Origin of the sequence: Vibrio ulleungensis (assembly GCF_016900875.1) — a bacterium.
GTDB lineage: Bacteria > Pseudomonadota > Gammaproteobacteria > Enterobacterales > Vibrionaceae > Vibrio > Vibrio ulleungensis.
Window position 1 is genome coordinate 1 of the sequence record NZ_JAFEUM010000003.1, and the last position, 19781, is coordinate 19781.

The window sequence follows — 19781 nt, forward strand, 5'->3', positions numbered from 1 at the left end:
AGCTCTTCAGATGAACCTTCGCCTTGTAGATATTGTTTAGCTATAGAGCATTTTAATGCTCTGCTGTATTTGGACATAAAAAGACCCCCAATAATTGGTGTCCAACTATTGGGGGTCAGTTCATAGTGTCGACTGGTTTTTTTATGTGTTGAGAATTAATCTTCCATTTGGGCAGTATCGACTACGTGGCTGTCACCAAGATCTTTTGGCAGTACTAGGTTAAGAATAATCGCTACTATTCCGCAAAGGCTGATGCCTTGTAGGCTAAATTCGCCAACACCAAATGCCATACCACCGATACCAAACACTAGCGTTACACCGACAATCACCAGATTTCTTGCTTTGTGTAGATCAACTTGATTTTTGATGAGGGTGTTTAATCCAACCGCAGCGATAGAGCCAAACAGTAGGATCATTATTCCGCCCATAACCGGTACGGGAATGGTTTGCAGCAGTGCGCCTAGTTTTCCGACTAAAGACAGTACGATGGCCGTTACAGCAGCCCATGTCATGATCACTGGGTTAAAGGCTTTTGTCAGCATGACCGCACCGGTTACTTCGCTGTAGGTAGTATTCGGTGGCGCGCCGACCATACTTGCCGCGATAGTCGCAACACCGTCACCGGCCATTGTGCGGTGCAAGCCAGGTTTCTTGATGTAGTTTTTGCCTGTCACATTAGAAATTGCCAGCATATCACCAACGTGTTCGACGGCTGGAGCTATGGCAACAGGTATCATGAATAACACAGCGTTAATGTTAAATTCTGGGAAAGTGAAATTAGGCAGTCCTAACCACGCCGCTTGGGCAACTGGCGTGAAATCGACGATGCCAACAATCAGACTTAGCGCATAGCCAACGGCAATGCCGCACACTATTGGGATCAAGCTGAACAGGCCTTTGGCAAAAACGCTCACCAAAATCGTGGTCAATAATGATGCCAGCCCAATCCAAATAGCTATGTCGCCGTCCACCAGTTGCACAGCGCCATCCCCCGTTTTGCCCAGAGCCATGTTAACCGCGACAGGTGCTAGACCTAAACCGATCACCATGATCACCGGCCCCACAACAACGGGTGGGAGGATTTTATGAATAAACTCAGAGCCTTTCACTTTGATAAGAGCACCTAGAACAACGTACACCACACCTGCTGCCATCAAGCCACCCATGGTGGCCGGAATACCCCAAGTTTGTACGCCGTACATAATTGGCGCTATAAACGCGAATGACGACGCCAAGAAAATTGGGACACTTCGTTTGGTGACGACTTGAAACAATAAGGTTCCGACACCAGCACCAAACAGTGCCACATTGGGGTCTAAACCGGTAAGCAGCGGTACTAATACCAAAGCGCCAAAGGCAACAAATAGCATTTGTGCCCCTTGAAGAATTGTAAGCATAATTCATATCCCTATAAAAAACTGCTGAGATTCTATCAGTAAATGACAAAAAGCAATCGTTTGCAGATCAAATTATTCAGTGATTATCAGGGTTTAACTCATAGAGAAAAAAAGGAGTTCTTGCTCCAGATAACGGGTTTGCTTATTATTCTTGCTAATAAGTACATCTAGGATTGAATCTATGCGAATTTGGGCATGTTTAAGTTTGGTATTTTTGGCGCTGCCGACTATGGCGATGACGAAGGTAAATCTATTTGAAGTAGAGCAAGTCATTGAAGAGCAGGCCGAGGACAGCAATATTGATGCTGAAGAACTTGCCAGACGCACAGCCATGCAACAGGTCATATTTAGAGCGACAGGTGACAATGACGCAATCAATAACGATGTGATTAAAAAAGGTGTGCAGCGCAGTAGTCGGTTTGTCTCTCAGATGAGTGTTAGCACTATTGATGACCAAGAAACACTGCGTGTGGTCTTTAACTCAACACAAATCCAAGCGCTATTGGCACAAGCCAATATTCCGTTTTGGCCCGAAGAACGTGAATCGGTGCTGATTTGGGTGGTAGAAGAAGAAGGATATCGCCGCAACATCGCCTGGGATCAAATGGCCAAACCGACCATGGAGACCATTAAGACACTGGCAGAAGAGCGTGGCTTACCGTTAATTGTGCCTGTGGGTGATATTCAAGATATCAATGGTATTGAGTCTACCTCACTATGGGGTGACTTTAGAGAAGACATTGCCAGTGCAAGTTTACGCTACTCTGCGGATGCGGTGCTAGTAGTGAAAATCCAGGGAAACAACAATAAACGTGTTCGTTGGACGCTCTACGATGACAATCCTCAATACATAACTGATAAACGCCTTAATGCCGTGACTGGTGAAAGTGGTGGTCGAATCAACGGCGCGCTTGAAGATATGGTCGAAGAGTTAGCTCGATTCTATGCCAACAAGCGAGCACAGCGTCATACTGGTGAATCGACGGGCAGCGTAAATGTTCAATTTGAACAACTGGCCGGTGCGAACACGTTCTTTGCTGTTGAAAAAGCATTGCTGACGTTGCCGTCTGTTACTTCGGTAAATGTTCAGCGTATCAATGCGGATCAGGTGTCATTTACCCTTAATTTGATTGGCGATCCCCTTGATTTTGAGAGAGAAATTAGTCGTATTTCGCAAATCCAAGCGTTGGAACATACTTATGTCGAAGAGGAAGCTGAAGCGTTAATCACTGACAGTGGTGACCTGACAGGTGCTGTTGATGATCCTCAGCCAGTCCAACTTCCAGAAGTTAGTGAGGATGTTGAGCAAGCTCCGACAATCAATCTTCAAGAGCCTAGTGTTTCGGCAACGGATACCAGTGAAACCATAAGCCAAGAGCCGGCAGACTTAGAGCAAGACGGTACTGTCATTGTTGAAGAGCAGCCGGTGGTTGAGCTGTATCGATTTGTCTGGATTGACTAGTTTGGTGGGCTCGCCGGTTAAATGGTGACAATGAGTTTTCCGGCGCATCATAGTTAATTCGGACAGAGTAATCCTTAAAAGAAGAAATGGGGCTGTATGTATACAGCCCCATTTTTTATGTCCAACAATTCAATTTAGGTGACAACCTCAAGACTCTAGCGGGTGCTATTTCGATTGGCGTTGATTGGCAAAATAGGCGTCTTCTTCTTGCTTTAGTTCGGACAGTTTCTTGATTTTCAATCCCAACTCTTTACCGCGAAGCCTAGAATAGAGCGTGCAAAACGTGAACGCTAGGGTGGTCAAAGCAAGCTCAACCACAGCTAACCACCTCTCTCCTTCATCGACATACACCATGGTGAGCGAATGAAGAAAGTAGAGCAATAGGATGAAATTGGCCCAGGCAAAGGTGTAGGCTTTTTGCTTAAGAATGCCGGGTATGGGCAACAATAGCGGAACCGTCCAAAATAGCGCTACCCCGAAAGCTCCAACCTCTACATGAGGAGACAGGTAGCTGTGCCATAATACGACCCACATAAGTAGAGCGAAATAACTGGCCTGCGCTAAACGCAAAAAAGGTTTAGAGGTCATTACAGCAGCTCAAGAACTTGTTCTGGTGGACGGCCCATTTTGGCGTTGTTATCTACCACGACGATTGGGCGCTCTAACAATTTTGGCGTCGCAACAATGGCTTCAAACAGCGCTTGGTCCGTCAGCGATTCATCCGATAACTTCTGGTCAATATACTCAGCTTCTTTGGTGCGCATCATTTGACGCACATTGTCGTAATTAAGCGCTTTATACAGATCAGCAATGGTTTGTACAGTGAGTTCTGCGTCTAGGTATTTGACAATTTGAATGTCGACATCGCGCTCTTCGAGCAGCGCCAACGTTTGACGGCTTTTTGAACAGCGTGGATTATGATAAATGGTAATAGACATTGGATATACTTCTCCGTGTATTATTGTAGTGCCATAAACCGGTCTCTTTGAACCAGTAATTGATCGATTCGCGCATCATAACGCGCTTGTTCTAGACTGCCTAACTCGGCGATTTGCGACGCTTGTGTGTAGACCTGAATCGCTTTGTTCCAGTTTGCGCGTAAAGCATAAATTTCCCCACGCGCCGCCAGCTCGCCGCTTGTGTTCCCCATAGCGGCTTCCGTTTTACTTAATAAACTCCAACCGTTGCTGTCGTTTGACCACTCATGCGTAAATCGTTGCAGCATTCGTTGTGCAACGTCGTATTGCTGTGCTTCGACGTGCACGTTAGCCAGGTTGATCAGTAGCACAGGGTTGTTCGGTTTGAGCACTAACGAATCTTCGAGTAGCTTCTCAGCTTGGGCGAATTGTTCTTTCGCAATGTGCAAATCAGACAGCGCATCGAGGATAAAATTGTTGTTTGGGTAGATGTCAAAAAGCTTCATTAGGATCGTGTCTGCTTCATCAATCTGCTTATTATCTAAATAGACCAAGGCTTTGGCGTAATCTAGGCTTGCCAATACTTCTTTGTTGGTGGTCTTTTTAGTGGTGCGTCCTACCCAGTCCAGTGCTGCATTTTGGTCTAGCCCCACGTATCTCGCAATTATGCGCGCCTTAGCAAAGTGGAAGTTGGTCGATGCGGGCAGTTTAACTGGTGACAGTTTTTCTGCTCGAGCTCGACTGTCGCTGATACGATCTTCAGGAAGTGGGTGAGTCAACAAAAATGCTGGGGGCGTACTGGCGTAACGATATTGATCGGCTAAGCGACTAAAAAAGCGCGGCATGGCGGCGGGATCAAACCCAGCTTTTACTAATGTAGACATGCCAAATCGGTCAGCTTCTTTTTCGTTACTTCGGGTGTAATTGATTTGCGCTTGCATTGATCCGGCTTGAGTGGCAGTTAGCGCGGCAATCCCAGCTTCTGGCGCAGCAATAGCGAGTAGCAATGAACCCGCTAGTGCAGCAATGGTCAATGGGGTGCGTCTTGCTTGATCTTCCATACTTCGCGCAAGATGGCGCTGGGTAACGTGCGCGATTTCGTGCGCCACTACCGATGCCAACTCACTTTCAGACTGAGAATGCAAAAATAGTCCAGAGTGGAGCGCCACATACCCACCAAAAAATGCAAATGCATTGATGTTGCGATCGCGAATTAGAAAGAAATGGAAAGGCGTTTTAACATCGTCAGCGTTTGCGACCAGTTTAAATCCTAAGCTTTCTACGTACTCGTTCAAAACGGGGTCGCCAATCACCGGCTGACTGGCGCGGATAATACGCATATAAGCATCGCCATACACGTTTTCCTGATTAATACTCAGCGTACCGCCAGCGGCCGTACCAATGTCAGGCAGTTCATTAGACGCAAATGACGTGGATGGGGCGGCTATCAAACAGCTTAAGGCGAGGCAGAGAGCAGATTGCGTGCGCTTGAACATCAATGTTTATCATTCTCCCAATACGAGTGTCTAACGATTAGACTGTAATAGTGGCATTTGGTTCGCACTGTGCTTCATTCTCATAGGAATAAGGGTGCTAACGCAGTGTAATGCCACTACAATGAGTCGTTCTATAATAGGTACTTAGCGTCATCAATGAAACCCATAATTCTAGATTTACGCGCAGAACGATGCCCAATGGCATTATTACTTGCCAAACGTGCTCGTGCGAACACGCCAGATGAGAAAGTGTTAAAAATCTTTTCACAAGAGGGGGCATCTGTGGCGGATATGGTTCGTTATTTCGAACGAGTAGGGTACACTGTTGAGGTGCTCCAACACACGTACTACGAAATCACCGTCTATAGAGAGAGTCTGAATGCTAGAAATGGTTAACCGCTGGTATAAGCGGCGCTTTTCTGACCCCCATGCAGTGAGCTTAGTGGCTATTCTGCTGATTGGATTTGTCACAATTTATTTCTTTGGACATCTGATTGCGCCGTTGTTGGTGGCCATCGTATTGTCTTACTTGTTGGAGTGGCCAGTCGCCCGGTTGACCAAGTTTGGCGTGCCCAGAGTATTGTCGGTCGTTATTGTACTGCTGCTATTTTGTGGTTTTACCTTAATTGCCTTTTTTGGTTTGATCCCAACCATTTGGCAGCAAGTCGTTAACCTCATCAACGATATCCCAACCATGTATCTCGAGCTGCAAGATTACATTCGCACCATACCTGAACGTTACCCAGAGTTTGCGACCATCGCTTCGGTGGAAAGCTTACTTGTGGATGCGAAAAACAATATGATGAAATTGGGTGAGTCGGTTGTAAAAGGTTCCCTAGCATCATTAGTGAGTTTAGCCACTGTTGGCGTGTACGCGATATTAGTCCCATTATTGATCTTCTTTTTACTCAAAGATAAAACCGAGCTGATACAAAGTTTTAGTCAATTTCTTCCACAAAACCGCCGATTGGCGAACAAAGTGTGGACAGAGATGAATCAGCAAATCTCTAACTACATTCGTGGTAAAGCACTGGAGATTTTGATTGTTGGGACAGTAAGTTACGTTACCTTTGCTCTATTAGGGCTGCGTTATTCTGCTTTGCTCGCGCTAGCGGTTGGCTTTTCGGTACTTATTCCTTACATCGGTGCTGCTGTCGTCACTATACCGATTGCGATAGTTGGGCTGTTCCAGTGGGGGCTTTCATCAGAGTTTTACTGGCTGTTAGCTGCATACGGCGTGATCCAAGCTTTAGACGGCAACGTGCTGGTGCCGATCTTGTTTTCTGAAGCGGTAAATCTTCACCCTGTGGCCATTATAGTCTCGGTGCTGGTGTTTGGCGGCTTATGGGGCTTTTGGGGGGTATTCTTTGCCATTCCATTAGCCACGCTGGTCAAAGCGGTGGTTAATGCGCTTCCCGAAACGGTACAGCAAGACGATACCAAAAAAGCGGCGTAATACGACAAAGCCTAGCTTACCGAGCTAGGCTTTTGCTTTTAGGCTAGCATTTTGACTATAGGCCTAACTTCTTAACGAACGGGTTAGCTGTGAAGCCCATGCTGTTAACGCTTAGCAGGTGGAAGCCAACATTTGCTCAATGCGCATTTCTCGCCTTCGTAAGGAAAGTGCATTCACTTTTTCTTTCTTTTTCGCACTTGTCTAATGCTTCCTAATCCGAATAATACTAGGAAAGTATAGAGGCCAAGGCTCGCGCCATTTCGAGTGATTACAGAAGTATCTTCGGTGCGCTGAGAAATATCAGCAGCTTCTGCACCTTGAATGGGGATCAATTTAACCGCAACCACTCGTTCATCACCGACGCCTTCATTGCAGTAAGAAAAGTGCTCGGTGGAATCATACTCCATTGACGACGTAGCACTTTCATCTTCAAAGCATTGAATTGCGGTCGCCGAAATAACGCCAGCATCGTTAATATCGGAGGCGTCAATAATGCGAAAGTGATTGTTTTGCGAGCTATACTCGCCTCCATTAGTTAAGTCATCTAACCACCACGGTTGCGACTTAAATCGCGCGAGACGAGATTCATCGGTTCCAAGTTCATCATAAGGATAGATAAATCCTCGATGGTCACGTTGCTTACTGTCCACTTCGCGAAAGCTTTCTGCATCGACAAACCCGACAATTTCGTTAAAGTTATTTATCGCATTGGCGTTGCCGGCGGCGCTATCAAAGAAAACATCTTGTCCATGGTTATCGAAAAAAGATGCACTTGGGGTCGTGTCAGCAGCATTTGCAACGAACATTCGATCATCGGATACACCGTTGTAAGGGTTATCACCATCGCGTTTTGCGTGGCCGATGACGACAAGATTGTCATTAATCCCAGTCGCCATGGAGCTGCTATAGATGTAGTCCTCTTCTTCTACCTCTACATTATCGATAAATACGGTTTGCCACGCATTTTCAGTGACCTCAAATGCGCTTAGGTTGCTTGGGCGAAATACCGCCGCTTGCATATAAAAATTATTGTAGTCATCAACAGCGGTATTGTATCCGACGAGTATTGGCAATGAGTCATAACTGCCTGTTTGAGCAATAGCGGCGGCCCGTACACTGGCTTGAGCGGAATAGGCGTCGTCATTATATTCATATTCATCGCTAGTGTCGGTTTGCCAGTCGGTAACTGCAAAGCGATTGCTGTCGGTATTTGGCCCATCGTTGTCTGTCAGGTTCCAAATAAAGGCTTTATGCGCAAAACCAAAATTTTGGCATTCAGGTTGAAGTGCGGGCTCATAACTATCTTCTGAGTAATCGTCTACGCAGTTAGTGACGTCTTCATTGTCGCTGTCAGAGGTGTTTTCAGAGTCGTAATCTTTGTCACTGTCGTCGTAGACAAATGGCGCAACGGCGGCACTTCCCACCACATACTTTTCGCCGCTGTAAGTAAAGGTGTCAAACGCCGAGGTGGAACCCATTTGGTTTACTATATATTGTTCACCCTCTTCATCAGTCAAAGTCATGCCTTCTTCAGCTTCAGGCTCGAGAATAATGGTCTCATCACTACTCAAATAGTACCCTCGACTTCTATATAGCCGAACGTAATGATCGTTGTAGTTATAGTAACCACTGCTGGTGTTGCCTATCACAGCGTCATCGTCATCGACGGTATTTACGACTTTCTCTTCTGTACCTTCAACGAACCAATAGCTGTATTCAGTGAGTGGTGGCGCGTAACTGCCTTCATCTGGGATGAATTCGCTGGTTTCACTGCGGAAAAATGCCGTCGCATTTTGTTGGTAATTGGATTGATAATAAGCTTCGCGCTCATTTTTAAGACCACCGATGTCATTGCTTTCGTCACCATACCAGTGATAGTACGCCCAGAACTCACAGGTAGAGTAGCCGTACTCATAGTCGCAATACGTTTCAAGGTCGTCGTAGTCGAGATAGTAAAATCCGTTGTCATAGCCATAAAGAACTTCGTCTTTTAACGAAAAGCCTTCCGTAGCATTTAGAGTGTCTCCGGCCATGAGGTAGCTGTATTCGGCGCAATAATCGGTAAAGCAGTCTGTCGAGCCAAGTTCATTTTCGAGCGCGATACCGTAGGACTCAACCGACTCTGTTGGCGAGCCGACTTCTACAGCTTGATAGAGCGCGGCTTGACCGCTAAAGGTGGTAAACAGTGTGAGCGTTAAGAGTGAGGGGTGAAACGGGGGCTTTTGGAATTCCATGTCGACCTGCAAGTAAAAGGCGGTCGATAGCGACAGCCTGTGTGCATTTAAGGCTTAAAGGCTACGTATAGAGTTAGTAGATATTATGGAGAAATTATGAAGAACTACTGTGTTTACGGGGTATTAAGCAGAAACACTGCGGTATGGTCGATGAACAATATCTTTGGGAGTTTATATTGCAATAGATAGCTAATGGGATGGGAAGGGCTCTGGAAGCATTTTTAAGGGGAAAAGCGGTAACACTTCGATGGAGAATCGTTGCAATTTAAACAATGATGTAGCTGACAGATAATGGGGATTCCAACGACTGATAACGCTAACGAACTCAGCGGTTGAAATCCATTTTTTAGCCGTCAATCACCGGCTCGAGGTTGTTGGTTTACTTACTGTTTAGGTAATCCAATACGACTTCGTGGTGATCTTTGGTTTTAAATTTATTGAATACGTGCTCTAAGTTGCCGGACTCGTCGATGAGGAAGCTGGTTCTTACTACACCCATGTTTTCGCGTCCCATGAACTTTTTGAGTTGCCAAACACCGTATTTCTCACACACCGCATGATCTTCGTCCGCTAGGAGCGTGAAGTTTAATTCTTGTTTGTTGATAAAGTTGGTCAGCTTTTTAGGCGTGTCTGGGCTTAGTCCAAGTACCACTACGTTGTGTGCATCCAGTTCAGCTTTAGTATCGCGTAGTCCCTGAGCCTGAACAGTACAACCAGGCGTTGACGCACGAGGGTAGAAGTAGAGCAGTACTTTTTTTCCTTTTAACTCAGAAAGGGTTACTGGGTTGTTATCTTGGTCATTTAGAGTGAAATCTGGAGCACTCTGTCCGGCTTCGATTGCCATAGTCTTTTCCTTACCTTTAAGCAGTTGGTACTGTGTCCATAAGTCGCGGAGTCGGCCACAATCAGTGAATAAACAGTCATCGTTTAGAGTGTGCATTCTTGTCGATAAGTTGCTGCTCTGTCTAGTAGTTTCACCGGTACCGAGCAAAGGTTACCGCAAGTATCACAGATGTATTAGTGGAGACAGCACTCTTACAAGTTGCAAATTAAGAGACGGTATTGATGAAATCTAAAGTACCTTGAATGTTGTGCTCTGAGCACATTTGGTCAAAATCTTCTTGAAGTTGCATGAGGTTAACTGTGTCGTCGACATGAGCGACACCGCTGATCTGAAAACGTTTTTCACTCTGGTTATCAGTCGCAGCTATGTTGATGGTTTTTGCTGTCATAGAATCGATGTCGATATTTTTTGAGGCATAAAACTCGGTAAAGGTTTCAACAATACCTCTACGATCACTGCATTCGATGTTAGCTTCTAACCGGTAAGTCGGTTTAGTCTTAGTTGGGAGCTCAGTACGTTTCATGGTTGAAAGCAGCTGATTTTCGGCACAAAAACGAGACAACTGCGTCTCAGCTTGTGTCACTTGAACCGTACTTCCGGAAATGAACATCATTAAGGTAAACTCCTCGCCAAACAACGAGATTTTGCTGTCTATGATATTGCAGCCTATATGGGAAATAAGCTTAAACAATTGATGGCTGATTCCAGGTCTGTCTCTACCAATAGCATTGATGACTAAATAGTTCACTTTTTCACCGTTCGAGCGTGTCGTATTTTGCAATTCTAACACAAGCTCACAGTTTACCGCACCTAAGCGTGGGCATAATGTATATCAGGCGGTTTGACCTCGACAAAGGTCGATTTGATCCTTGTATTGGCTAGGCGCATTACAGTAGTATGCAAGAAGAATAAAGATTATGGAGAGCACCATGTTTTCAGGAAGTATCGTTGCGTTGATCACTCCCTTCAAGTCCGATGGCGAGGTCGATTTTGACAACTTAAAGCGTCTGGTTGAACACCACATAGAGCAAGGCACCGATGCCATTGCTGCAGTTGGTACAACCGGTGAATCAGCTACCTTAACCGTAGAAGAACACGTCAAGGTTGTGACTAAGGTTGTCGAATATGCCGAAGGGCGAATTCCTGTGGTAGCTGGAACTGGCGCAAATGCGACTCATGAAGCGGTGACTTTCAGCAAATTGTTAAACCATTCTGGTATCGCTGGCTGCTTAAGCGTGACTCCGTACTACAACAAACCTACTCAAGAAGGTCTGTATCAGCACTTTAAGGCGATCGCAGAAGTGAGCGAAGTGCCGATTATTTTGTACAACGTTCCAGGACGTACTGGTGTCGATCTTCAACCTGAGACCGTCGCTCGATTGGCAAAAATCGACAACATTGTGGCGTTAAAAGATGCAACAGGCGATCTTGACCGTGTTGCTAAGCACCGCGAGTTATGCGGTGAAGAATTTATTTTGCTCAGTGGCGACGATATGACAGGCCTCGATTTTGTGAAGCTTGGTGGCAATGGCGTAATCTCTGTGACCAACAATGTGGCTGCGGGCGATATGGCCACCATGTTCAAGTTGGCAGCAAAAGGTGAATTCGAAGAAGCTGAAATCATCAACCAACGCCTAATGGGACTGCACAAAGATCTCTTTGTTGAGTCCAGCCCAATCCCTGTTAAGTGGGTTGCACAGCAGATTGGCTTGATTGATAACAATGTACTGCGTTTGCCATTAACTCCAATGAGTGAACTTTGTGAGCCTGTTGTCGTCAAAGCTATGCAACAAGCTGGTTTACAGAAAGTCCAAAGTTAATTGGGAGCATCAATGAGATTTCGTCATCAGCTAGTGCCATGTGCATTAGCTGTTATTATTTTAGCGGGTTGTTCAAGTAACCCGGCTGAACGTCGCCAAGCTAAAGATGATTTTAGTTATTTAGACACTGATCCTCTGTCACCTCTCGTTCTTCCAGAAGGTGTAGAATACGAACAGTACCCAAACTACATTATTCCTGAAGGGGACTATGCTGGTGACGTGGGCCGCGAAGTGGACATACGTCCACCACAGCAAATATTAGAGTTGATTCCAGGCGCTCGCTATGAACAAACCTATGGTGACACAACAGTATGGCTGTTGAATGCCGATGAGCGCGATCGCGTTTGGGATACATTGCTTCAGCTTATCGATGAAGAGAAGTTACCAATAGAATCTGAAACCGACCAATTGATAGAAACTGGTTGGGTTGAGTGGCTTGCCCCCGATGAAGAGCAAGCGCTATATTCGCGTCACGAGTTTAGTAAGCTCGAAGCGAATGGTCGATTCGGATTTTCGGTCAAATTGACGGAGTGGAAAGAAGGCAATACGGTTAAGCTTGCGACTACAACCAACCGCGAGCGTTACAACACCTTTATGACCAACCGTGTAACGTCAAAATACGATCAAAACATACGCGATGCCGCTGCCTTAGAAGCGGAACAATTGGTTAAGAATATTCCAATTAGTATGGGTACCGATAAGGGCGGCTTACCGGTCATTATTGCGCGTACTCCTTACAACTTATTCTGGCAACGTGTCCCAACTCTGCTGCCATCTATGGGCTTTACCATCGAAGATCGTAATCAGTCCCAGGGGCAAGTGAAGGCAAAATATGTCTCACCAGACGATGAGTTTTGGCAAGAAGTCGGTGTTACACCACTGTCTCTTGATGATGCTACGTATACGTTTTTGCTCGGTGATTTAGGTAACCGTACGTCAATCAACGTAACTGACGCAGACGGCAAACCTGTTACTGAAAGCTGGCTCGAAGAGATGGTACCGGTCATTGTGCATATGATAAATCAGGAACCTTGATCATCTCTTAATGAATCGAGAAATATGAAAAGGGAGCCTATCAGGCTCCCTTTTTTAATGCTTACATTGATTGTTGCTAGTAGCGACTAGGATAACGTACAGCTACTCACCCGAAGAGGCATCCCCACCAGAGTTGTCTGGATCTGTGGGCTCCTTACGATGGATCTTCTGACGATTCTGCTTCTCTATCTCCGTTAAGCGATCGATATCGGAGGTGGTTTTACTCTGTTTGGGCGCTTTAACGTTGGCGGTGTTTTTAAGTACCATTAAGTTACCTACAACAACGGCCAGTAAAACAATACTAATTACCCAAGGGTTTAGCAGCCACTCCATGACTCTCTCCTACGATTGAGCAAACAAATGAATGAGTGTTTGCTTGTACATCTCGGTCAGTTTTTCTAAGTCTGTAATGCTTACACACTCATTGACCTTATGAATTGTAGCATTCACCGGTCCTAGCTCGATGACTTGGGTACCCATTTTTGCAATAAATCGTCCATCGGAAGTTCCACCGGTGGTGAGCAGCTGAGGTGCTTTATGATTTACTTTTGTTACTGCAGCTACTACGGCATCGAGTAGCGCCCCTTTATCCGTTAAAAACGGGTCGCCATTGAATGTCCAATCTAGTTGATAGTCTAGACCGTGTGCATCGAGTATCGAGTGGACTCTTTGTTGGATTCGCTGGTTATCTAGCTCGGTACTAAAACGCATATTAAATTGCACATTAAACTCACCAGGGATCACATTTGATGCGCCCGTTCCAGCTTGCAGGTTAGGGATCTGAAAACTGGTCGGTGGGAAAAACTCATTACCTTCATCCCATTGAGTAGAGGCAAGCTCACCTAATGCGGGCAATGCTCCGTGCACTGGATTTTTGGCAATGTGCGGGTATGCGACGTGTCCTTGGATCCCTTTAAAGGTAATATCACCAGTAATAGAGCCGCGGCGTCCATTTTTGACTACGTCGCCAACTTCGGTGGTGCTAGAGGGTTCGCCAACGATACACATATCGATGAGCTCGCCACGTTCCATCAATGTATCGACTACGCGGGTAGTACCATTGATAAATGGACCTTCTTCGTCTGAGGTGATTAAAAAGGCAATTGAGCCTTTGTGAACTGGGTGCTGTGCAATAAATTCTTCAACTGCAACAATCATTGATGCCAATGAACCTTTCATGTCGGCTGCGCCGCGACCATGAAGGTGATCATCAATAATGGTGGCTTCAAAAGGAGGGGTATGCCACTGGTCAATAGGGCCAGAGGGTACAACATCAGTATGGCCTGCAAAGGCAAACAAAGGTGCTTCGGTGCCACGGCGAGCCCAAAAGTTGGTGGTATCTTCAAATACCATCACTTCAATAGAAAACCCAAGGGCTTTGAGTCGTTCAATCATCATTTCTTGACACCCCGCATCCACAGGGGTCACAGACTCGCGATTAATAAGATCGCAAGCTAAAGAAAGGGTAGGTGTGGTCATAGGAGTCTCAAATAGTAGTAGTCAAATTAGCGTTGAAAAAGCTGGGCGTATAGGTCTGGTTTAAAACCGAGAGTAAGCTCGCCATCTACCGAAAGAATGGGACGCTTTATCATCGAAGGGTTGCTGATGAGTAATTCGGCTGCATTGTCCGACGCTAAGTTTTGCTTAGTCGCATCATCAAGCTGTCTGTAGGTTGTACCGCGCTTATTAACCACTTGAGTCCAGTCAAGCTGTTCAAAAAAGCCATCGACCAATTCGGCTGTCACAGGTTGTTTTTTGTAATCATAAAATGTGTAGTCGATGTTTTGCTCATCGAGCCAACGCTTGGCTTTTTTAATGGTATCGCAGTTTGGAATACCATACATAATGACGGCCATTGTCTCTCCTTTTCGCCTGATCCTAAGTAAAGTGCAGTAAATCCTAACAAAGACTGTTCGGTGATACACCTTGAAAAGCGAACAATAATTGATTATTTGACCTTTTTTTATTGATCAAACGCAACATGCCGTGCGCAAAAACCCCGAATAATGAATGGACATTATATTTAGGAGGTGACATGGAGTTAAGTCCGGTATTCGCAAGGCGGCTGTATTTGGCCATGTTGGTAGAAACAATAGAAAAACCCAACGTGCCAAAATTGATTGAGTTAACCGGCTGGCCAAGGCGAACGATTCAGGATGTTTTGAAAGCGCTACCTGGAATCGGCATTAAAGTGGCATTTGTTCAAGATGGTCGACGCCACAATGACGGTTATTATCAGCTTTCTGATTGGGGCCCTGTAGAAAAGGACTGGGTCTACTCTCATGAGAATGACATTCGCACGACTCTCAAAGTGCATTAGTATCAGATAGTTAATAACAACGGGTAAGACTAGCGCGATTCAGTCTTACCCGTTTCTCATTATTATCCCCAAAACTGTAGCCCGATAAACCCAGCCCAACTGATCACCAGTAAGATCCAAGGTAAACGTGATGGTTCGGCCGACGTGTCGGTCGTTGTGGCAGTTTCACTATTCGCACTGGTGCTCACCGACGTTTGTTGTTTCATTTTGGCTTGTTTCTTTTTCTCTTTGCTGGCTTGGCGCGCTTTTTCTTTTTGCTGCTTTTTATACAGCGCTATGCCTTTCTCGATACCTTGGGCAATAAGCTTAGTCTGCGCTTTGGTTTGACCTGGCGTTTGCGTAGCATTGGCGATCTTCATTGCCTCTGTTTGAGTTTCAACAGACGCTTTTACGGTGTTTTTTTTCATGTAAGCACTGGATAATGGGAAGTAAGAACCGCATTATATACTTTTGTTATTCGCCCAGCATCTGCGTAACTTGCAGAATGCTAGTTGGCACAAGGCTAAGAGTAGTTCAGTGATATACGCGTTTGACGAGTACAATAATGAAGGGTTTTTAAAACCGACCACCTATCAGTGGCTGATATGGTTTTTTCTATGCCGTGGGTGGATCATTTTTGTTTTGTCTGCGGCGAGTCGTTCGCAAGGTGACGACGTATTACCTATTTTGCTGCCTAATATGAATGAACTGTATGGCCTGATGCTCAGTTCGCTTCCCATCGCTGCGATGATGTGGTTGATCGGCTTGCGCAATCGAGAGCGCTTGCGATTGAATCGTTGGCTTCAATATGGACAAACTCTCACTTTGGTTTGTCTTGTTGTACAAACGGTGATTACGGCGAAGGTCATTGTACAACATGCAGGGCATTTTTCTTGGAGTTATGGGATTACCCTACTCATATTATTCTGGAGTTTGCTTTACATTAAAACCAGTAAGCGAGCTCGAGCAAGTTTTAATAACGTAATGATTTAAGTTTTTGGTGGAGAAAAAATTATGAGTACACCTCAGTCGGCGATTGTGCCACAAGCGGGTCCATTTGCCCTTTACGTACAGTTAGATATCGTCAATAACGCGCAAGACGTTTTGGCGCGCATTAATACCATTCCCGCGCTGGTTGACGAGCTGAACAAGCAGGATCCAAATGCGCAATTGACAGTAGCCTTTGCTTTTTCAGCGCCTTTTTTTGAGCGTATTGGCGCTGCGTACCCAAGCGATTTGGTACCATTTGCCACATTAGGTGAAGGGGAGTTGTCGGCGCAAGCGACTCAAGCCGATATGTTGGTTCACCTTCACTCGACACGCCATGATTTGCATTTCTACATGCTGAGCAAGTTACTGGAAGGGATGGCAGAAAACCTAAACGTGGTCGATGAAACCTACGGGTTCCGTTATTTAGACGCTCGTGACATGACCGGCTTTGTCGATGGGACTGAAAACCCAGTCACAGAGGCTGATAGAGAAGAAGTCGCTATAATTGATGGTGGTGAGTTCGCCGGTGGCAGTTTTGTGTTAGCACAACGCTTTGAACACAAAATGCCAGCGTGGAATGCGCTGTCTGTTGCTCAGCAAGAAGCCAAGATTGGTCGTACTAAGCCAGATTCTATCGAGTTGGATGATGTACCCGCAGACTCTCATGTAGGCCGTGTAGACATTAAGGAAGAAGGTGTAGGACTAAAAATTGTTCGTCACAGCTTACCGTATGGCTCTGTGTCGGGTGAGCATGGTCTATTGTTCTTGAGCTACTGTAATCGCATGCACAATATTCAAACCATGTTAGACAGCATGTATGGTGTGACAGATGGTACCTATGATCAGCTTTTACGTTTTACAAAAGCGGTTAACAGCGCTTACTACTTCGCTCCGTCACAACAGCAATTGGCTGCTCTAGCGTAATCATTGGCATAAAAATTAAGCGTAATCGCTAAAGTTCCTATTACCATGGCCGCTATCATTGAGAACCCTAAATTTAGGTAAAATGACGCGGCTATGTCGATCACTATCGCGACCAACGTGCCAGCTCTTAAGGCGCAGCGGTCATTAAATCAGTCAACACAACTGCTCAATCAATCGCTTGAGCGGCTAGCGTCTGGGCACCGTATTAATAGTGCTAAAGACGATGCGGCGGGTTTACAGATATCCAATCGACTCACCTCCCAAATTAGAGGCATTGACGTTGCGATGCGCAATGGCAACGACTCCCTTTCTATTATGCAAACCGCCGAAGGCGCGATGCAGGAGTCGACTAACATCTTGCAGCGTATGCGAGATTTGTCGTTGCAATCCTCAAATGGTTCAAACAGCTCTGCAGAAAGAGAGGCGCTTCAGCAAGAAGTTGCGGCATTAGACGATGAACTTAACCGCATTGCCGAAACCACAAGCTTTGGTGGTCAGCGCCTGCTAAATGGTAGCTTTGGTACATCAAGTTTCCAAATCGGTGCCAGCGCTGGCGAGGCAGTTGCTGTAACCCTGATGGACATGCGCAGTGACGCGTTTGGTATGAGTAGTGCTGTTCATACTGCAAACCTTCCTGTCGGCTCTGACTGGCGTGTAGACGCTAGCAATCAAGACTTAACTCTGAACTGGCAAGACAACCTGGGACAGAATCAATCGTTATCGCTTGCACTCAAACAGGGTGACGATTTAGAACAGGTCGCAACCTATATCAATGGGCAAACCGACGAAGTCAGTGCCTCGGTGGATGAACAAGGTCAACTGCAACTGGTTCGTGCCACAGCAAAAGGGGCCGGTGCACTTACTATTAGCGGCTCGTTTGCGACGCAAATTGGTGGTTTATCAACACAAGTGTCCTCTATCAAGCAAGTGGATATTAGCAGTGTTGGTGGCGCTCAGTCAGCGGTATCGATGATCGACAGTGCGCTCGAGTATGTCGATTCTCAAAGGGCCTATTTGGGTGCCAACCAAAATCGTATTGAGCATGCCTTGAACAATCTGTCGAATACTCAAGAAAACTTGTCGGCATCGAATAGTCGAATCTTAGATACCGACTACGCAAAAGAAACCACGGCAATGCTCAAGCAGCAAATCTTACAACAAGTTTCTACCACCATATTAGCGCAGGCAAAACAAACGCCTAATTTAGCCCTCACGCTACTGTCATAACCTTAATTGTCCAGTAGATGCACACTTTAGTGTGAGCATTAATCAACGGGATAAAGCGTCCTCTGACATATTGGCCACATCTCATTTCTCGCTTAACCATGAATAATCAAGCGCGGCACACAGGGTTAATACGTTGCGTCAATAGGGTATGCAATAGAGACGAAAAGTGCGGCTGTGAGTGCATAAACTTGTGCGGTTTAAAATGTAAGCATTATAGCGAAGGGGATGATTAGCCTTGGTGGGTGTTCTGACTTGCTTATGAGTTAACGCTTTAAATATAAAGGAATTTCTGACAAGCAAAAGAATGGTTTTTCTACCTTGTATCGACGTGTATCAGCCAAACTTTAGTCATTCGAAAGACTTTTTTTTATTTTCGTTATTTAGGCCAAAAAACCTCTTTTTTCGTTAAAGCTTTTCCAATCCGTGTCGTTAATAAAAGTAACTTTGAGAGAACAACTTGGTTTTTCGAGACGTCGAAAACCGCACTAACCGGAAAATCAATTGGAGACTTACTATTATGGCAATTTCAGTAAACACTAACGTAGCAGCAATGACCGCTCAACGTCACCTAAACAACGCATCATCAGCACAACAAGGTTCTATGGAGCGTCTATCATCAGGGTTTCGCATTAACAGTGCAAAAGACGACGCAGCTGGTCTACAAATTTCTAACCGCTTAAACGCACAAAGCCGCGGTCTAGAAGTTGCAGTACGCAACGCTAACGATGGTATTTCTATTGCGCAAACTGCAGAAGGTGCAATGAATGAAAGCACTAACATCCTTCAACGTATGCGTGATTTGTCTTTGCAATCTGCGAACGGCTCAAACTCAAAAGCAGAGCGTGTAGCGATTCAAGAAGAAATCGGTGCACTGGATAACGAACTAAACCGTATTGCTGAGACTACAGCATTTGGTGGTAACCGCCTTCTTAACGGTACACACGGTACTAAATCATTCCAAATTGGCTCGAACAGCGGTGAAGCGGTTCAGCTAACACTAAACAACATGCGCTCTGATACAGCAGACATGGGTGGTAAATCATTTGTTTCAGGCAGTGCAAAAACACCTGACTGGACTGTACAAGCGGGTACTGAGCAACTAGACATCTCTTACACCGACAAAGATGGCGCAGCTCAAACTCTAAACATCACAGCTAAAGTTGGCGACGACATCGAGCAACTTGCTACTTACATCAACGGTCAGACTGACGACCTACAAGCGTCGGTTGGCGAAGATGGTACGCTACAAGTGTTCTCTGGCAACAACAACGTTGATAACGCCACAGCAGTGACTTTTGCGGGAACATTGGGCTCTGATCTAGCAATGGGTGCTGGTGTTGATAAGACGGTACACGACATTGATGTAACCTCTGTAGCGGGCGCTCAAGAAGCGGTTTCTATCATCGATACAGCGCTTAAGTCTGTTGACAGTCATCGTGCAGAACTGGGGGCATTCCAGAACCGTTTTGACCACGCAATCAACAACTTAGATAACATTAACGAAAATGTTAATGCATCTCAAAGCCGTATCAAAGATACCGACTTTGCTAAAGAGACAACCTCTATGACTAAATCTCAAATTTTAGGTCAGGCGTCTACGTCAATCCTAGCACAAGCTAAGCAAGCGCCTAACTCGGCACTGAGCCTACTTGGCTAATCGTTAAGTCTAAAAAGCACCAA

General features: G+C 45.6%; 21 protein-coding genes. 10 read left to right on the top strand and 11 right to left on the bottom strand.

Annotated features, from left to right (window positions below; genetic code table 11):
• Positions 1-155: 155 nt before the first annotated feature.
• Complete coding sequence (locus JQC93_RS08580) at positions 156-1397, bottom strand: uracil-xanthine permease family protein (RefSeq protein ID WP_205158048.1); 1242 nt, start codon at positions 1395-1397, stop codon at positions 156-158.
• A 181-nt stretch (positions 1398-1578) separates the two neighbouring features.
• Between JQC93_RS08580 and JQC93_RS08585 the strand changes: the two genes are divergently transcribed.
• Positions 1579-2859 (top strand): DUF2066 domain-containing protein, encoded by a 1281-nt coding sequence (locus tag JQC93_RS08585; protein WP_205158049.1) that lies wholly within the window; start codon positions 1579-1581, stop codon positions 2857-2859.
• Positions 2860-3024: 165 nt separating this feature from the next.
• Here the strand turns inward: JQC93_RS08585 and JQC93_RS08590 are convergent, their stop codons facing one another.
• The 3 genes from JQC93_RS08590 to bepA are packed head-to-tail and all read right to left on the bottom strand — an operon-like array spanning position 3025 to position 5272.
• A complete protein-coding gene (locus tag JQC93_RS08590; protein WP_205158050.1) occupies positions 3025-3447 on the bottom strand; it encodes a DUF2069 domain-containing protein in 423 nt (140 codons plus the stop codon).
• The gene (gene arsC / locus JQC93_RS08595) at positions 3447-3797 is read right to left on the bottom strand and encodes an arsenate reductase (glutaredoxin) (protein WP_205158051.1); all 351 of its coding nucleotides are present in this window, start codon (positions 3795-3797) and stop codon (positions 3447-3449) included. The genes JQC93_RS08590 and arsC overlap by 1 nt, the downstream gene beginning before the upstream one ends.
• Positions 3798-3817: 20 nt before the next feature.
• The gene (gene bepA, locus JQC93_RS08600) at positions 3818-5272 is read right to left on the bottom strand and encodes a beta-barrel assembly-enhancing protease (RefSeq protein WP_205158052.1); all 1455 of its coding nucleotides are present in this window, start codon (positions 5270-5272) and stop codon (positions 3818-3820) included.
• A 198-nt stretch (positions 5273-5470) separates the two neighbouring features.
• On the opposite strand from bepA, the gene JQC93_RS08605 reads away from it, so the two are divergent.
• On the top strand, positions 5471-5668 hold the full coding sequence (locus JQC93_RS08605) for a sulfurtransferase TusA family protein (protein WP_205158053.1): 198 nt from the start codon (positions 5471-5473) through the stop codon (positions 5666-5668).
• Positions 5652-6728, top strand: a complete 1077-nt coding sequence (locus JQC93_RS08610; RefSeq protein WP_205158054.1) for an AI-2E family transporter — start codon at positions 5652-5654, stop codon at positions 6726-6728. The genes JQC93_RS08605 and JQC93_RS08610 overlap by 17 nt, the downstream gene beginning before the upstream one ends.
• A gap of 173 nt (positions 6729-6901) precedes the next feature.
• On the opposite strand, the gene JQC93_RS08615 is transcribed toward JQC93_RS08610, so the two are convergent.
• From JQC93_RS08615 to JQC93_RS08625, 3 genes are all read right to left on the bottom strand, one after another.
• A complete protein-coding gene (locus JQC93_RS08615; RefSeq protein WP_205158055.1) occupies positions 6902-8962 on the bottom strand; it encodes a DUF3466 family protein in 2061 nt (686 codons plus the stop codon).
• Between the two features lie 379 nt (positions 8963-9341).
• Positions 9342-9806 (bottom strand): thioredoxin-dependent thiol peroxidase, encoded by a 465-nt coding sequence (bcp, locus tag JQC93_RS08620; protein WP_205158056.1) that lies wholly within the window; start codon positions 9804-9806, stop codon positions 9342-9344.
• A gap of 205 nt (positions 9807-10011) precedes the next feature.
• Positions 10012-10596, bottom strand: a complete 585-nt coding sequence (locus JQC93_RS08625; RefSeq protein ID WP_205158057.1) for a glycine cleavage system protein R — start codon at positions 10594-10596, stop codon at positions 10012-10014.
• A gap of 139 nt (positions 10597-10735) precedes the next feature.
• On the opposite strand from JQC93_RS08625, the gene dapA reads away from it, so the two are divergent.
• Positions 10736-11626, top strand: a complete 891-nt coding sequence (gene dapA, locus JQC93_RS08630) for a 4-hydroxy-tetrahydrodipicolinate synthase (RefSeq protein WP_205158058.1) — start codon at positions 10736-10738, stop codon at positions 11624-11626.
• A 12-nt stretch (positions 11627-11638) separates the two neighbouring features.
• Positions 11639-12661, top strand: a complete 1023-nt coding sequence (gene bamC, locus JQC93_RS08635) for an outer membrane protein assembly factor BamC (RefSeq protein WP_205158059.1) — start codon at positions 11639-11641, stop codon at positions 12659-12661.
• A 102-nt stretch (positions 12662-12763) separates the two neighbouring features.
• Here bamC and JQC93_RS08640 read toward each other — a convergent pair whose 3' ends face one another.
• From JQC93_RS08640 to JQC93_RS08650, 3 genes are read right to left on the bottom strand one after another with little or no spacing between them, the layout of a single operon-like run.
• A complete protein-coding gene (locus tag JQC93_RS08640; protein WP_205158060.1) occupies positions 12764-12994 on the bottom strand; it encodes a DUF2897 family protein in 231 nt (76 codons plus the stop codon).
• Positions 12995-13003: 9 nt separating this feature from the next.
• Entirely contained in the window at positions 13004-14140 is a 1137-nt protein-coding gene (gene dapE / locus JQC93_RS08645; RefSeq protein WP_205158061.1) for a succinyl-diaminopimelate desuccinylase, read from the bottom strand.
• A 26-nt stretch (positions 14141-14166) separates the two neighbouring features.
• A complete protein-coding gene (locus JQC93_RS08650) occupies positions 14167-14517 on the bottom strand; it encodes an ArsC family reductase (protein ID WP_205158062.1) in 351 nt (116 codons plus the stop codon).
• A gap of 179 nt (positions 14518-14696) precedes the next feature.
• Here JQC93_RS08650 and JQC93_RS08655 point away from each other — a divergent pair, with 179 nt between their 5' ends.
• The gene (locus JQC93_RS08655) at positions 14697-14981 is read left to right on the top strand and encodes a winged helix-turn-helix domain-containing protein (protein ID WP_084886296.1); all 285 of its coding nucleotides are present in this window, start codon (positions 14697-14699) and stop codon (positions 14979-14981) included.
• 62 nt (positions 14982-15043) lie between these two features.
• Here JQC93_RS08655 and JQC93_RS08660 read toward each other — a convergent pair whose 3' ends face one another.
• Positions 15044-15388, bottom strand: a complete 345-nt coding sequence (locus tag JQC93_RS08660; protein WP_205158063.1) for a DUF2956 domain-containing protein — start codon at positions 15386-15388, stop codon at positions 15044-15046.
• A gap of 109 nt (positions 15389-15497) precedes the next feature.
• On the opposite strand from JQC93_RS08660, the gene JQC93_RS08665 reads away from it, so the two are divergent.
• From JQC93_RS08665 to JQC93_RS08680, 4 genes are all read left to right on the top strand, one after another.
• Positions 15498-15953 (top strand): DUF2919 domain-containing protein, encoded by a 456-nt coding sequence (locus tag JQC93_RS08665; RefSeq protein WP_205158064.1) that lies wholly within the window; start codon positions 15498-15500, stop codon positions 15951-15953.
• A 21-nt stretch (positions 15954-15974) separates the two neighbouring features.
• The gene (locus tag JQC93_RS08670) at positions 15975-16874 is read left to right on the top strand and encodes a Dyp-type peroxidase (protein WP_205158065.1); all 900 of its coding nucleotides are present in this window, start codon (positions 15975-15977) and stop codon (positions 16872-16874) included.
• Between the two features lie 93 nt (positions 16875-16967).
• Positions 16968-18101, top strand: coding sequence for a flagellin (locus JQC93_RS08675; protein WP_205158066.1), 1134 nt, complete (start codon positions 16968-16970; stop codon positions 18099-18101).
• Between the two features lie 517 nt (positions 18102-18618).
• Positions 18619-19758, top strand: coding sequence for a flagellin (locus JQC93_RS08680; RefSeq protein WP_205158067.1), 1140 nt, complete (start codon positions 18619-18621; stop codon positions 19756-19758).
• Positions 19759-19781 lie beyond the last annotated feature (23 nt).